The organism is Myxococcus sp. MH1, from assembly GCF_059738865.1.
In genome coordinates, this window is the sequence record NZ_AP026947.1 from 5435740 (window position 1) to 5449631 (window position 13892).

The window sequence follows — 13892 nt, forward strand, 5'->3', positions numbered from 1 at the left end:
GGCCATGGACACCTCCGTGAACTCATCCTCCGGGCGCCGCGTGGCCGGCCCCCGGGGACTGCCCGTCCTGGGGAGCTTCTTCCCCATGCTCAACGAGCCCCTGGCGCTCGCGAACAAGCTCCATGCCGAGTACGGCGACGTGTCCCTCGTCCGGGTCTACGGCACCCCCATCGCGTTCCTGCGAAACCCCGTGGACGTCAAGCGGGTGCTCATCGACGAGCCGCAGCTGTTCCCCAAGCCGCGCATCGAGAACCCCTTCAACGGCAATGGGTTGACGGTGAGCCGGGGGGACCACTGGAAGCGCCAGCGGCACATGGTCCAGCCGCTGTTCAGCAAGGAGAAGGTGCGCCTGTGGTCCGGGTTGTTCTCGGACGAGCTGCACAAGGGGGTGGAGCGGTGGATGGCGCTGGGGGCGAAGGGGGAGTCCTTCGACATGTACACGGAGGCCGCGCGCCTGATGTTCGGGGTGATGTGGCGCACGTGCTTCGACGAGAACCCCCGCGAGGAGCACTTCGCGCGCATCATGGACGCCATCGACGTGTTCGGCCGGCGCCACACGCCGTGGGGCGTGCTGTTCTACAAGCTCCTGCCCCGCTTCGACCCCAAGGCCCCGCGCATGGGCATGGCGCTGTGGCTCATCAACGGGTGGATCTACGGCCGGCTGAGCAAGCGCCGGGAGCGCGGCACCCGCGACGGCGACATCACGCTGCTGTCCATGCTGGTGGAGTCGCGCGCGAGGGAGACGGGCGAGTCGATGAACGACAAGGAGGTGCGCGACGAGATCGTGAACCTCTTCGGCGCGAGCTTCGAGATGATCGCCACGTCGCTCACGTGGGCCGTGCACGCGTGCACCCAGTACCCGGACGTGGTGCGCCGCATCCGCGAGGAGGTGCGGGAGGTGTGCGGCGACGAGGCGCCGAAGTACGAGGACGTGGCGAAGCTCCCGTACACCACGCGGGTGGTGCAGGAGATCAACCGGCTGAGCCCTCCGGCGTGGACCATCCTGCGCGAGACGGCGGAGGACGTGGAGGTGGGCGGCGTCATGCTCCCGAAGGGGACGCAGCTGCTCATGTGCCCGTACGCCATCCACCGGCACCCGGACCACTGGAAGGACGCGGAGACGTTCGACCCGGACCGCTTCCTGCCGGAGCGGCAGGTGGGGCAGCACAAGTGCGCTTACGTGCCCTTCGGAGCGGGTCAGCGCATCTGCGTGGGCCAGCACATGTCCCAGGTGGACACGGTGCAGACGCTGGCCTTGCTGCTGCAACGCTGCGACGTGGAGTACCTGGGCCGCACGCCGGTGGAGTGGCAGACGCGGCTGACCTTCGTGCCCAAGCGCGGCATGCCCGTGCGGGTGCGCGCGCGCCAGGGCTGAAGCGGCCGCTTCAGGAGGCCTGGGGGCCGGCGCTCGGCGCGGTGGCCGCGTCGGGGCCGGTCTCCTCGTAGTCGAGGTCTCGGTGGAAGGTCTCCTCGATGCGGGTGAGGGCCAGCAGGGCCAGGCCGAAGCAGATGCTGCCCACGGTGAGGGCGGCGGCGGGCACGCTGATGTGGCCCTTCAGGACGGCGAAGCCGCTGGCGGCGATGGCGGCGGAGCCCCGGACGAAGTTGGGCACCGTCGTGGCCACCGTGCCTCGGATGTTGGTGCCGAACTGCTCGGCGGCCATGGTCACCAGCACCGCCCAGTAGCCCACCATGATGCCGATGAGGAAGCTGAGGATGTAGACCATGGTGCTGGTGAGCCCGGGCACCAGCCCGTAGACGAGCATCAGCAGGAAGCCACCGACCAGGTTGAGCGCCACGGCGCGCTTGCGGCTCTTGAGCCACTGGCTGAAGAGGCCCGCGAGCAGGTCGCCAATCGTCAGGCCGATGGAGCCGTAGAGGATGGCGTTGCCGGCCGTCACGGTGCCCTGGACGTTGAGGCCCGCGGTGAGCTCCGGCGCGAAGGTGAAGAGGATGCCCGTGGTGAAGTAGATGGGCACGCCGATGAGGATGCAGCAGATGTACTTGAGGAAGCGGTTGCCCTGCAGCAGCAGCAGCGGATTGGCGCGCGACGGGTCCGTCTTCTTGGTGAACAGCTCCGACTCGGAGACCTTGAAGCGGGCGAACAGCAGCGCGATGCCCATGATGCCGCCGGTGAAGTAGGCCACCTTCCAGTTGAGGTGCTGCCCCACGAAGGCCGCGGCGACGATGCCGAGCATGCCGAGCGTCGCGACGATGGTGGTGCCCAGGCCGCGCTTCTCCTTGGGGAGCGACTCGGCGACCAGGGTGATGGCCGCGCCCAGCTCACCCGCGAGCCCCACGCCGCCCAGGAAGCGGAACACCGCGTAGCTCGTCACGTCCCAGGCGAAGGCGTTGGCCAGGTTGGCGAACGAGTACAGCAGGATGGAGCCGAACATGACGGAGAGCCGTCCGCGCTTGTCGGCGAGCACGCCCCACAGCAGGCCGCCCACCATCATCCCCACCATCTGGCAGTTGTAGATGAGGATGCCCTTCGACAGCACCTCCTCCGGGCTGGTGATGCCGATGTCGCGGAGCGAGGCGGCGCGCACCACGCCGAACAACGTGATGTCGAAGAGGTCGACGAAGTAGCCGAGCCCCGCCACCAGCACCGTCAGGTTCAGGACCGAGCGCAGCTCACGCAGGAATTTCATGAGCACCATTCAATGGGTTGGGTCGCCCTGCGGCAAGGCCGATTCTTTCGACGCAGCGCGTGGAAAAGCGGCTCGCTCGCAAGGGGCTGGAAAATATGAACTTTGATTCAGGTCTCATCCCCGGCGGGGGCGGTTTCGTCCCGCCCGGGGGCGGTTTCGTCACTCTCCTCCCGGCCGTTTCCCGGGGGGCCGGTATCTCCGTGGCCCCCCGGAGCCCCATCAACGGGGCCCGTGGCGGGTCGAAGGAGAGACACCATGAGAGGCGTGAACGCGGTAGCAGGGTGGGCGTTGTTCGGCGCGCTGGCGCTGGGGGGCTGCCAGGGTGGGGAGCCACCTGCCGACGGGCCCCAGGAGGAGCTGACGAGCTCGGCGCAGGCCCTCGACAACTGCGTCAACATCCTGCCGGTGATGACGAGCGCCACCAGCCCCTCGGGCATCGTCACCAGCTCCGGCGGGTGGACGTCGAACCCGACGATCTACGAGGCGTGGAAGGCGTTCGACAACACGAGCGCCTTCTGGCTGTCCACGAAGAACGTCGCGCCCGCGTGGCTGGCGTACGAGTTCCCGGGGCTGCCGCGCATCGTTCGGCGCTACGCGCTCAGCTACAACAACGGCGGCATCACCTCGCGGGCGCCACGCAACTGGACGTTCGAGGGCTGGAACGGCAGCGCGTGGGTGGTGGTGGACACGCGCTCGGCGCAGACGGGGTGGGCGGGCGTCGAGCGGCGCCAGTTCGACGTGGCCTCCCCGGGTGCTTACAAGAAGTACCGGCTGAACGTGACGGACGACAACGACGCCCGCGCGGGCATCGAGACCATCTCGCTCAACCTGATGGAGATGTACGAGTGCCGGGCCTTCCCGTCGGTGGATGACCTGTGGACGAACACAGCCGGTGCCACGGGCGGCTTCACCCGGATCCACGACATGGCGGGCGACCCGGCGGCGCGGACCTACGTCACGGGCATGACCAACGTGGGGCTGCATGGCTCGCCGCTGGTGGGCGGCATGGACGCGTTCCTCACCGCGAGGGACTGGAATGGGAACGTCAGCTTCCACAGGCAGCTGGGCGTGCCGAACGGCATCGTCGTGGGCGAGAGCGTGGCGCGCAATCGGCGGTTCGAGGAGATCTACGTCGCCGGGTACACGAGCGGCTCGCTGCAAGGCGCGCCGCTGATCGGGACCAAGGACGCGTTCCTGCTGCGCTACCGCTACACGGGCGTGCACGGCTGGACGCGGCAGGTGGGCGCTCCCGGAGTGGGGACGGAGGGGCTTGGCGTGTCCCTCGACCACGTCGACAACGCGTTCCTGGTGGGGCAGACGGACGGGGCGCTGCCGGGCAATACGAAGACGGGCATCGCGGATGGGTTCGTCAGCAAGTTCAACGCGGCGGGCACGCTGCTGTGGACGCGGCAGTTCGGCGTCGCGGGGCAGCGCACGCGGGCCAATCGGGCCGCCGCGGATGACTCGGGCAACGTCTACGTCGCGGGCATCACGGCGGGCAACCTGGACGGCCAGGTGCTGACCGGTCCGGAGGATGCGTTCATCATCAAGTACGACGCGGATGGCGTGAAGCAGTGGACGCGGCTGTTGGGGGCGCCGGGCACGAACGCGAGCCTCCGGGACGCGGCGGTGGACACGAACGGCCAGCTCTACGTGACGGGGTACAGCGGCGGCGGCATGGATGGGCTGCCCGTGGGCACGCCCCAGGTCGCGACCTTCGTCGCGCGCTACAGCCCGGCGGGCACGCGGCAGTGGGTGAAGGAGCTGGACTCCGGCGCGGGCAACTTCGCCTGGAGCCTCTTCAGCAACCCGTTCGACAACTTCCTCTATGTGGCGGGGACGGGCCACGGGGACGTGGGCTCGCCCACGGACACGGCGGGAGGCGCGGGACATCCGTTCGTCTTCAAGATGGACACCGCGGGTGCCATCCAGTGGATCCGGCAGACGGCGCCGGCGGTGCTCGGCGGCGTGGAGAAGCCGGTGTACCCGATGGGCGTCGTGCTGGACGAGGACGACAACCTGTACCTGGGTGGCTACCTGGAGGGGAACTACGAGGGCAACACGCTCCTGGGCAATCCGGACGGGTTCGTGACGAAGCTGCCCGCGATCGTGCCTTGAGGCTCACTCCTCTTCGTGGGCACCGATGTTGAGCACCACGGCGCGGGCGCGGCTGATGCGCTCGCCGTCGGGGTCCTCCTGGCGGAAGGCGGCGAGACGCGCACGGGCCTCGGCGTAGCGGCGCAGGCCGACGAGGGAGGTCAGCTCCGCCTCCCTCGCGTAGCGCAGGTCGTTCTTCTGCGCGGGGGTCGTCGCGCTGGCGCTCCAGGTCTCGTAGTACGCGCGGCATGGAGCCAGGACATGGACGCGGAAGCGCGGGTGGTTGTTGTGCTCCAGGCACCGACGCAGCGCGATCTTGCGGTGCTCCTCCTGCGTGGGCTTGCCCTTCTTCTCGAGCTCGCTGATCCGCAGGGCCACGGCCTGTTCCTCCGCGGCGAGGTCCGCGCGCATCTTCTCGAAGGCCCGCTGGCCGTCCGCCACGTTGCTCGCGGTGGTGCGCAGCATCAGGTCCACATAGGCCGCCAGGGGGCTGAGCGGCCAGCGGCGCAGGAAGTCCTCGCCCGCGACACGTTGGGCGTCCCAGTCGTCGAGATAACCGAAGGCCTGGAAGCGGTAGAGCGAGGCCTCCTCGGACGGACGGCGACCGAGATGCGCGGACAGGTCGAGCGCGAGGATGCGCTCGGAATCACGGATGAGCGTGCGCCAGCGTCCGCGCGCGCGGGACAGGTTGAGGAGCTGGAGGGCCGCGGCCGAGCGCTCGTCCGCGGGGCTCTTCGGGTCCTCCATGACGCCACGCAGGCGAGCCTCTTCGTCCTTCACCTCGGGCTCTGCCTCGCGCGCGAGCTCGGCCAGGCGCTGGTCCATCCGGGACAGCTCCTCCTGGGCGTAGGCGAAGTCCGGCGAGCCGGACAGCGTCGCGCGCAGCAGCCACGCGCGCTCATCGGGCGAAGTGGTGGCCATGGCGCGGCCGTAGGTCTCGAGCGCGAGCACGGCCGCCTTGCCCGAGGGGCGTCCCGCGCGTGGCTTCACGGGCTCACGGAGCAGCCGGCCACAGACTTGGTCCTGGAGGGCGAAGATGCGCTCCAGGGGGCCGGTGACCTTGGCGGTGTCGAGGACGACGCCCGTCTCCACGTCGATGAAGCGCGCGTTGATGCGGACCTGATTCTCCGCGCGCTGGATGCTGCCGAGCACCAGGATCCGGGCGCCGACGAGCCGGCCCACGCGGACGGCCGAGGATTCGGTGAGCTGTTGTCGCTCCTGGGCGTTGAGTTCGGCCAGCGCCGCCTCGAGCTGCTCGCGCTCGACGACCTGGACGCGTCCGCTGGCGCGCAGGTCGGAGATCAACGTCTCCGTCATGCCGCGCGCGAGCCAGTCCATGGCCATGTCGCCGTTGAGGTTGCGGAACGGCATCACCGCGGCGGGACCGGGAGGAGGCTTGGACGGGGTGGCCGCGAGCGCGGTCTGGGCGCAGAGGAGGAGGAGGAGCAGGAGCGCGCGAGCGGGGCTCATGGGCGCAGCCTCGCGGACAGTGCCGGGAGCAGGGCGCGCACCCGCGTGGTGAGGGCGTCCTGCACCTCGAAGGGCTGCTGTGCGGGGCCTTCGACGCGCGCGGTGTCGAGCACCTCGCCGGTCTCCACGTGGACGAACCGGGCGGCGACGCGGAGCAGGGGGCCGGAGCGCTGGATGCTGCCGAGCACGACGACCTCGGCGCCGATGAGGCGGCCCAGGCGAGCGCGCGTCTCCGGGTCCACTCGGTCCGACTGGTGGAAGTCTTGTTCCTTCATCGGGAGGTCGAGCTGCTCGCGCTCGACGACGCGCAGGCCGGGATGCGCGCCGATGTCCGTGATGACGGCCTCGGCGAGGGCAAGCTCGAGTGACGTGTCCTCGTTGACGTCGCGGAACTTCAGGACGCAGATGCTCACGGGGCCCGTGCGTGGGACGGGGTTCGCCACGGAGGGCAATGGCTCGCTCGCGGTGGTCGGCGGTTGAGGTCGGAGCAGGTTCGCGACGCCCCCCGGGAGAGCGAGCCCCACGGCGATGAGCAGGGCGGTCCCCGTGTTCCGCACGAAGCCCCCGCGTGGGGCTGGTGCCTCCGTCACATGCAGCGTGCGAGCTCGCTCGGGAGAGGTTCCAGGAGCGTGGGAGCGGGAGTCATCGGGCGCGGAGCCCGGGGGCGTCGTGTTCACGGAGTCGGAGGAGCATAGCCGAAGGCTCCGTCACCCACGCGAGGCCCGCACGCGGGTCATGACAGGCCTCGCGTGTTCAGCGGCTACTCGAAGTCGGCCTGCTCGTAGAACAGCACCGTCCCCGAATGGGCGAAGAGGATGACGTAGGCCTGGTAGTACCGGGGGAGCCGATGGTGCTGGTAGGCGGCGACGAAGACCTCCTCCTCACCGTCCCACCAGTTGTTCAGGTAGGCGTCCGCCAGCGGCTGGAAGGGGTAGTAGAGCCGCGTCGCGAACTGCTCGTACGTGATCGTACCGGCGCTGACGAGGTTGGGATTGAAGCCCGGCATCGCCTGGATGGCGCGCGCGGCCATCTCCACCGTGGGCGCGTCCTCGAACTCCCAGTCGAAGGTGAAGACTCGCGTCCATCCCTGGCATTGGCCGAGACAGCGATTGTAGCCCTGCATCTCCAGGTCCTGGATGTCCCCAGGTGTGAACTGCTCGTCCAGCTCCAGCGCGTACCCCGGGGGCGCCGTCTGGGCATGCGCGGCGAGCGGAGACACCATCAGGAACAGCGCCACACAGGTGAGCGACAGGCTGCGATGCATGCGTTCTCCTCCGATTGTGCTGTGGCGAGGATGGTCTCACGCAACATGCCCACCCAGAAAGAGCAGGAACCGTGACATCTCGGTGGCCCTCCGGAGAAAACGCCGGGCGCCCGCGAAATAGCTCGCGCCGAGCGTTCGTTGTGCCAGCGGGGGGCAACCGACCACACGGAGCCGTCTTCTTCTGAGTGACCTCATCGTCGTTCCAGGTCGTGTCTTGATGATCGTCGGCCACGTGGATGGCGAGCCCTACGTCATCCAGGACCTCCCGTTCGCGGTGTTCAAGGATCCGGCAACGCAGCAGCTCCGCAAGACGAAGCTGAACCAGGTCGCGGTCATCCCGTTGCTGCCGCTGTATGCCGACAACACCACTCTGTACGTGGACGCGATGACGAGCCTCGTGCACGTCACGAGCCCCTAGGCCCGGCCGCCGGGCGGGATGCCACACCCAGGCCGGGGGCGCTCCATCCGAGCAGGGCCGCGGCTTGGGTCCGCATCTCGAGTGTGGTGAAGTCGCGTGCGCCCAGCGACAGCCTGGAGCAGAGAGGGGGCGCACCGTGAGCCGAGCCTGGTGGTGGGGGATGGGGCTTGGCCTGCTCGCGGCGTTGCCGCAGGCGCTGACCGCGCAGGTGCGTGACCGGCAGGGCTTCGTCTCGGCGCTGGTTCTGGCGCTGATTCCCTACAGCGTCTGGGCCCTGCTGGCGCCGCTCGTGCTCATGACGTTCCGTCGGGTGTCGCGCGATGCCCCGCTCGAGGCTCGGACCGGGGGATGGCTCATCGCGCTGGGTGGCGGCTTCGTCCTGGCCCATTCGGTGCTGCTCTCGCTGGCGCTCTCGGTGCTCGAGTCGTGGTCGACTCGCGAGCTCACGTTCACCGACGGGTTCCGCAGACTCCTGCTGGAGCGAGGCGTGCTCGGGTCCTTCGAGTACCTGCTGTTCCTCGCGGCCTGGGCGACGCTGGGCGCGTTCCGTCGAGCCCGTGAGCGGGAGCTGGGCGAGTCGCGGCTCGCGGCACGTCTGGCGGAGGCGCGGCTGGAGGCGCTCCGGGCGCAGCTCGACCCGCACTTCCTCTTCAACACGTTGAACGCCGTCGTCTCTCTCGTTCGACAGACGCGGAACGCGGAGGCCGAGGACGCGCTCGTGGAGCTGAGCTCGCTGCTGCGGGCCAGCCTGGACGGACGCAACGAGCAGGGCATCACGCTGTCCGAGGAGCTGGAGCTGGTCCGCCGCTATCTCGGCATCGAGCAGCTCCGCTTCGGCAGTCGCCTGCGCTTCCACCTGGAAGCGGAGCCGGAGACGCTGGGGGCACGCGTGCCCCTGCTCATCCTTCAACCCCTGGTCGAGAACGCCATCAAGCACGGCACCTCCCGCCGCGCGGCCCGAGGGAACATCTGGGTGCGCAGCCTGAGAAGGGGCGAACGGCTGGTGCTCGAGGTCCGCGACGACGGCCCCGGGCTCCGTCCAGGGAGCACCCCGGGAACGGGGATCGGCGTGGCGAATACCCGCGAGCGCATCCAGCAACTCCATGGCGAAGGCTATGGTGTGACCCTCGAGGACGCACCGGGCGGTGGCGCCCTGGCCCGCGTGGAGCTTCCGTTCCAGGTGTCCACGGTCGAGCCGTCACCGCAGGGGAGGGCAGCGAATGGGTGAGGGGAGCGAGGCAGGCTGGCGGGTGCTGGTGGTGGACGACGAGCCGCTGGCCCGCGACAACGTGCGCCACCTCTTGTCCCGTGCCCCCGACGTCACGGCGCTCTGGGAATGCGAGAGCGGCGGCGACGCGGTGGACGTCATCCTCCGAGAGAGGCCGGACCTGGTGTTCCTCGACGTCCAGATGCCCGAGGTCGACGGCTTCGACGTCCTGCGCGAAGTCGGGCCCGAGCTGATGCCGCCGGTCATCTTCGTCACCGCCTTCGACCAGCACGCCGTGCGCGCCTTCGAGGCGAACGCCCTCGACTACCTCCTCAAGCCCTTCAGCGCGGCCCGCTTCCAGGAGGCGCTCTCGCGCGCACGCAAGCAGCGTGAGCAGGGCCGGGAGCGGGCGCTCCTCGAGCGACTGTCGTCACTGCTCGCGGGCTACACGCCGGCCAACGCGCCGCCCGCGGACACCGGACAGTACCTGGAGCGCATCGCGGTGAAGACGGACGGCAAGGTGGTCGTCGTGCCCGTCGCCGAGCTGGACTGGTGCGAGGCGGAGGGCAACTACGTCGTACTGCACTCCGGCGCGAAGAGCCCCATGCTGCGCGAGACGCTCAACCGGGTCGAGCAGTGGCTGGACCCGAAGTGCTTCGTGCGCGTCCACCGGTCCACGTTGGTGAACGTCAGTCGCATCCAGGAGCTGGAGCCCGACGTGGACAAGGGCTGGGTCGTCGTCCTGCGCGACGGCACCCGGCTGCGCCTGAGCCCAGGACGCAAGGCTGCGGTGGAGGCCGTGCTGCGCCAGTCGTTCTGAGACCTCACTCGCCCGCGCGTTGGAGCCGCTGGCGGTACTCGCTCGGCGACTCTCCGGTCCACTGCTTGAACGCTCGCGAGAAGATCTTCTCGTCCGCGTACCCCACGTCCAGCGCCACGTGTTTGATGGGCACCGAGGAGCGCCCGAGCAGCTCCAGCGCGTGGCGTCGCCGCACGTCGTCCTTGAGGTTCTGCAGCGACGTCCCCTCGAGCGCCAGCTGTCGATGCAGCGAGCGCACCGACACGTGCAGCGCGGACGCCACGTGCTGCGCGGTGGTCCCCGAGGCGCGAGGGTCGCTCAATTGTGAGCGCACCCGCTCGACCAGCCGCCGGTCCCTCCGGTACTGCCGCACCGTCAGCGGCAGCGCCCGCTTGAGCATCGCCCGCAGGGCCTGCTCGTCACGCTTGGCCGCCAGCTCCAGGTAGCCCACGTCGAAGCTCATGCTGGCGCGGGTGGCCGAAAAGCGCACCGGCCCCGGGAACAGGAGCGGGTACACGGACTGGTGCGCCGGCGTCGCGAAGGGGAACGTCACCTCGCGCAGGGGCAGCTGTGAGTTGACCAGCCAACAGGCGTACCCATGCACGTAGCGCAGGCTGCTGAGCAGACAGAACTCGCGCATCGCGCCCAGCTCGTGCCGCTCCTCGATGGCGAGGCGCGCCGTCGTGCCCTCCACCTCGAGTGAGAGCAGGATGTCCTCGGTCAGCAGCCGGTGGTGGCGACACCAGCGCTGCAGCGCGATGCCCAGCGTCGGCGAGCTGAGCGAGGCCCGGCAGAGCATCCCGTACGTCCCCCAGGGGAGCCGGCGGGTGAACCACCCCAGGGCCTCGTCATCCAGCTCCTGCATCGCCGTGGCCGAGAGCGTCTCGAACTGCCCGGCGTTGATGCGCGCCGACACCCGGCCGAGCTGCGCGCGGGTGATCTCCGCCTTTCGCAGTGCGTCGTGCGGGTCCACACCGTACTTCTCGTACGCGAGCACGATGGCCCGGACGAACGCCATGGGCGTCTCCGCGCGCGGCAGGGGTTCGGGGGAGCGCTGGAGGCGTCGAGGCATCGGCGAGCAGCATGGCCGGGTTGGCACGATTTGCAACCACCCTGGCGCACGCGAGCCCTCCCTCGTACCTAATGTCCGCCAGCCACCTCGAGACGCTGGTTGGGAAACGACTTCATGGCTCACTTCGCAGAGCTGGGCTTCGCGCTCGGTGAATCCGTCGAGATGTTGCGCAACACCGTGCGCGCCTTCGCCGCCAAGGAGATTGCTCCCCGGGCGGCCGACATCGACCGGGAGAACCTGTTCCCGGAGGACCTCTGGACGAAGCTGGGCGCCCTGGGCGTCCTCGGCATGACGGTGAGCGAGGAGTATGGCGGAGCGGGCCTCGGCTACCTGGCCCACATCGTCGCCATGGAGGAGATCTCCCGCGCGTCCGCGTCCGTCGGCCTGTCCTACGGCGCGCACTCGAACCTGTGCGTGAACCAGGTCTACCGCAACGGCACCGACGCCCAGCGGCGCAAGTACCTGCCCGGGCTCCTCAGCGGCGAGCACGTGGGCGCGCTGGCGATGAGCGAGCCGGACGCGGGTTCGGACGTCGTCAGCATGAAGCTCAAGGCCGAGAAGCGCGGGGACAAGTACATCCTCAACGGCGCCAAGATGTGGATCACCAACGGCGCCAACGCGAAGGTGCTGGTGGTCTACGCGAAGACGGACGAGGCGCTGGGCCCCAAGGGCATCACTGCCTTCATCGTCGAGGGCGGCACCAAGGGGCTGAGCTTCGGCACCAAGCTGGACAAGCTGGGCATGCGCGGCTCCAACACGTACCCGGTCTTCTTCGAGGACTGCGAGGTGCCGGAGGAGAACGTGCTCGGCGGCGTGGGCGCGGGCGTGAAGGTGCTCATGTCCGGGCTCGACTACGAGCGCGCGGTGCTCGCCGGCGGGCCCCTGGGCATCATGGGCTCCTGCATCGACGTGGTGCTGCCGTACGTCCACGAGCGCAAGCAGTTCGGAGAGAGCATCGGCCAGTTCCAGCTCATCCAGGCGAAGCTCGCGGACATGTACACGTCGTGGTCGGCGTGCCGCGCGTACGTCTACGCGGTGGGTCAGGCCTGCGACAAGGCGGACCACGCCAGGACGCTGCGCAAGGACGCCGCGGGCGCCATCCTCTATTCCGCGGAGAAGGCGACGTGGATGGCGGGACAGGCCATCCAGATCCTCGGCGGCAATGGCTACGTCAACGAGTACCCCACGGCGCGCTTGTGGCGCGACGCCAAGCTCTATGAGATCGGCGCCGGGACGTCGGAGATCCGCCGCATGCTCATCGGGCGCGAGCTGTTCGCCGAGACCGCATAGGGAACACCACCATGGCCATCCTCAAATCAACCACGGATACCCGCTCCGCCGACTTCCGCGCGAACGCGGAGGCGATGCAGAAGCTGGTCGGCGACCTGCGCGAGAAGGTGGCGCTCACGGCCAAGGGCGGCGGCGAGAGCTCCCGCCAGCGCCATGTCTCCCGAGGCAAGCTGCTGCCCCGGGATCGCGTCGAGCGCCTGCTGGACCCCGGCTCGCCGTTCCTGGAGATCGGCCAGCTGGCGGCCTGGAACATGTACGGCGGTGAGTCCCCGTCCGCGGGGATGATCGCCGGCATCGGCCGCGTCCAGGGCCAGGAGTGCATGATCGTCGCCAACGACGCGACGGTGAAGGGTGGCACGTACTACCCGATGACGGTGAAGAAGCACCTGCGCGCGCAGGAGATCGCCCAGGAGAACCGCCTGCCGTGCGTGTACCTGGTGGACTCCGGCGGCGCGTACCTGCCGCGCCAGGACGACGTGTTCCCGGACCGGGAGCACTTCGGCCGCATCTTCTTCAACCAGGCGCAGATGAGCGCGGCGGGCATCCCGCAGATCGCCGTGGTGATGGGCTCGTGCACGGCGGGCGGCGCGTACGTGCCGGCGATGAGCGACGAGACCATCATCGTCAAGAACCAGGGCACCATCTTCCTGGGCGGCCCGCCGCTGGTGAAGGCGGCCACCGGCGAGGTCGTCACCAACGAGGACCTGGGCGGCGGTGACGTGCACACGCGCATCTCCGGCGTGGCGGACCACCTGGCGGAGAACGACGCGCACGCGCTGTTCCTCGCGCGGCGGATCGTGGCGAACCTGAACCGCACGCGGCCGCACACGGTGGCGCTGGAGCGCTCCGAGGAGCCGCTCTACGACCCGAGCGAGCTGGGCGGCATCATCCCGTTCGACGCGCGCAAGCGCTACGACGTGCGCGAGGTGATTGCCCGGCTGGTGGACGGCTCGCGGCTGGACGAGTTCAAGGCGCGCTACGGCACCACGCTGGTGACGGGCTTCGCGCACCTCTACGGCATCCCGGTCGGCATCATCGCCAACAACGGCATCCTGTTCGGCGAGTCGGCGCAGAAGGGCGCGCACTTCATCGAGCTGTGCTCGCAGCGCGGCATCCCCCTGGTGTTCCTGCAGAACATCACCGGCTTCATGGTGGGCCGGAAGGTGGAGAACGCGGGCATCGCGAAGGACGGCGCGAAGATGGTGACGGCCGTGGCCACCGCGCGGGTGCCCAAGGTGACGATGCTGATCGGCGGCAGCTTCGGGGCCGGCAACTACGGCATGTGCGGCCGGGCGTATTCGCCGCGCTTCCTGTGGATGTGGCCCAACGCGCGCATCAGCGTGATGGGCGGCGAGCAGGCGGCGTCGGTGCTGGCCACGGTGAAGCGGGACGGAATCGAGGGCCAGGGCGGCACGTGGGCGAAGGAGGCGGAGGAGGAGTTCAAGGCGCCCATCCGCGCGCAGTACGAGGAGCAGGGGCACCCGTATTACGCCACCGCGCGGCTGTGGGACGACGGGGTCATCGACCCCTCGCAGAGTCGTCGCGTGCTCGGCCTTTCACTCTCGACCGTGTTGAATGCTCCGATTCAGGAGACTCGATTCGGCGTCTTCCGGATGTAGGACTC

Annotated in this window: 12 protein-coding genes; 7 read left to right on the forward strand and 5 right to left on the reverse strand. The window is 69.3% G+C overall.

Going from position 1 to position 13892, the window contains the following annotated elements; all coding sequences use genetic code 11:
* Positions 1–16 precede the first annotated feature (16 nt).
* Positions 17–1375 carry a cytochrome P450 gene (locus AC6JA9_RS21420; protein ID WP_194869111.1) on the forward strand — a complete coding sequence of 453 codons (1359 nt, stop codon included), beginning with the start codon at positions 17–19 and terminating at the stop codon, positions 1373–1375.
* A gap of 10 nt (positions 1376–1385) precedes the next feature.
* On the opposite strand, the gene AC6JA9_RS21425 is transcribed toward AC6JA9_RS21420, so the two are convergent.
* Positions 1386–2651 (reverse strand): MFS transporter, encoded by a 1266-nt coding sequence (locus AC6JA9_RS21425; RefSeq protein WP_223748642.1) that lies wholly within the window; start codon positions 2649–2651, stop codon positions 1386–1388.
* 255 nt (positions 2652–2906) lie between these two features.
* On the opposite strand from AC6JA9_RS21425, the gene AC6JA9_RS21430 reads away from it, so the two are divergent.
* Positions 2907–4769, forward strand: a complete 1863-nt coding sequence (locus AC6JA9_RS21430; protein WP_473565405.1) for an SBBP repeat-containing protein — start codon at positions 2907–2909, stop codon at positions 4767–4769.
* A 3-nt stretch (positions 4770–4772) separates the two neighbouring features.
* Here the strand turns inward: AC6JA9_RS21430 and AC6JA9_RS21435 are convergent, their stop codons facing one another.
* The 3 genes from AC6JA9_RS21435 to AC6JA9_RS21445 all read right to left on the reverse strand — a co-directional run bounded on the left by AC6JA9_RS21435 (position 4773) and on the right by AC6JA9_RS21445 (position 7482).
* Complete coding sequence (locus AC6JA9_RS21435) at positions 4773–6218, reverse strand: FlgO family outer membrane protein (RefSeq protein ID WP_473565404.1); 1446 nt, start codon at positions 6216–6218, stop codon at positions 4773–4775.
* Complete coding sequence (locus AC6JA9_RS21440; protein ID WP_223748639.1) at positions 6215–6661, reverse strand: CsgG/HfaB family protein; 447 nt, start codon at positions 6659–6661, stop codon at positions 6215–6217. Before AC6JA9_RS21440 ends, AC6JA9_RS21435 begins: the two co-directional genes overlap by 4 nt.
* A 317-nt stretch (positions 6662–6978) precedes the next feature.
* Positions 6979–7482 (reverse strand): hypothetical protein, encoded by a 504-nt coding sequence (locus AC6JA9_RS21445; RefSeq protein ID WP_223748638.1) that lies wholly within the window; start codon positions 7480–7482, stop codon positions 6979–6981.
* Positions 7483–7696: 214 nt separating this feature from the next.
* Here AC6JA9_RS21445 and AC6JA9_RS21450 point away from each other — a divergent pair, with 214 nt between their 5' ends.
* The 3 genes from AC6JA9_RS21450 to AC6JA9_RS21460 all read left to right on the forward strand — a co-directional run bounded on the left by AC6JA9_RS21450 (position 7697) and on the right by AC6JA9_RS21460 (position 9927).
* Entirely contained in the window at positions 7697–7900 is a 204-nt protein-coding gene (locus AC6JA9_RS21450; RefSeq protein ID WP_223748637.1) for a hypothetical protein, read from the forward strand.
* Between the two features lie 136 nt (positions 7901–8036).
* Positions 8037–9128 (forward strand): sensor histidine kinase, encoded by a 1092-nt coding sequence (locus tag AC6JA9_RS21455; protein WP_497957754.1) that lies wholly within the window; start codon positions 8037–8039, stop codon positions 9126–9128.
* Positions 9121–9927, forward strand: a complete 807-nt coding sequence (locus AC6JA9_RS21460) for a LytR/AlgR family response regulator transcription factor (protein ID WP_497957755.1) — start codon at positions 9121–9123, stop codon at positions 9925–9927. Before AC6JA9_RS21455 ends, AC6JA9_RS21460 begins: the two co-directional genes overlap by 8 nt.
* A 4-nt stretch (positions 9928–9931) precedes the next feature.
* On the opposite strand, the gene AC6JA9_RS21465 is transcribed toward AC6JA9_RS21460, so the two are convergent.
* The gene (locus tag AC6JA9_RS21465) at positions 9932–10924 is read right to left on the reverse strand and encodes an AraC family transcriptional regulator (RefSeq protein WP_223748634.1); all 993 of its coding nucleotides are present in this window, start codon (positions 10922–10924) and stop codon (positions 9932–9934) included.
* Positions 10925–11092: 168 nt separating this feature from the next.
* On the opposite strand from AC6JA9_RS21465, the gene AC6JA9_RS21470 reads away from it, so the two are divergent.
* Together AC6JA9_RS21470 and AC6JA9_RS21475 are read left to right on the forward strand one after the other, a co-directional pair.
* Positions 11093–12268, forward strand: a complete 1176-nt coding sequence (locus tag AC6JA9_RS21470) for an isovaleryl-CoA dehydrogenase (protein ID WP_483577904.1) — start codon at positions 11093–11095, stop codon at positions 12266–12268.
* 11 nt (positions 12269–12279) lie between these two features.
* Positions 12280–13887, forward strand: a complete 1608-nt coding sequence (locus AC6JA9_RS21475) for a carboxyl transferase domain-containing protein (RefSeq protein ID WP_223748632.1) — start codon at positions 12280–12282, stop codon at positions 13885–13887.
* Positions 13888–13892: the final 5 nt, after the last annotated feature.

Coding starts and splice junctions, on each gene's coding strand:
- AC6JA9_RS21430 (WP_473565405.1), top strand. CDS start 2,907: ATGAGAGGCGTGAACGCGGTAGCAGGGTGGGCGTTGTTCGGCGCGCTG.
- AC6JA9_RS21435 (WP_473565404.1), bottom strand. CDS start 6,218: ATGAGCCCCGCTCGCGCGCTCCTGCTCCTCCTCCTCCTCTGCGCCCAG.
- AC6JA9_RS21445 (WP_223748638.1), bottom strand. CDS start 7,482: ATGCATCGCAGCCTGTCGCTCACCTGTGTGGCGCTGTTCCTGATGGTG.
- AC6JA9_RS21475 (WP_223748632.1), top strand. CDS start 12,280: ATGGCCATCCTCAAATCAACCACGGATACCCGCTCCGCCGACTTCCGC.
- AC6JA9_RS21460 (WP_497957755.1), top strand. CDS start 9,121: ATGGGTGAGGGGAGCGAGGCAGGCTGGCGGGTGCTGGTGGTGGACGAC.
- AC6JA9_RS21465 (WP_223748634.1), bottom strand. CDS start 10,924: ATGGCGTTCGTCCGGGCCATCGTGCTCGCGTACGAGAAGTACGGTGTG.
- AC6JA9_RS21470 (WP_483577904.1), top strand. CDS start 11,093: ATGGCTCACTTCGCAGAGCTGGGCTTCGCGCTCGGTGAATCCGTCGAG.
- AC6JA9_RS21425 (WP_223748642.1), bottom strand. CDS start 2,651: ATGAAATTCCTGCGTGAGCTGCGCTCGGTCCTGAACCTGACGGTGCTG.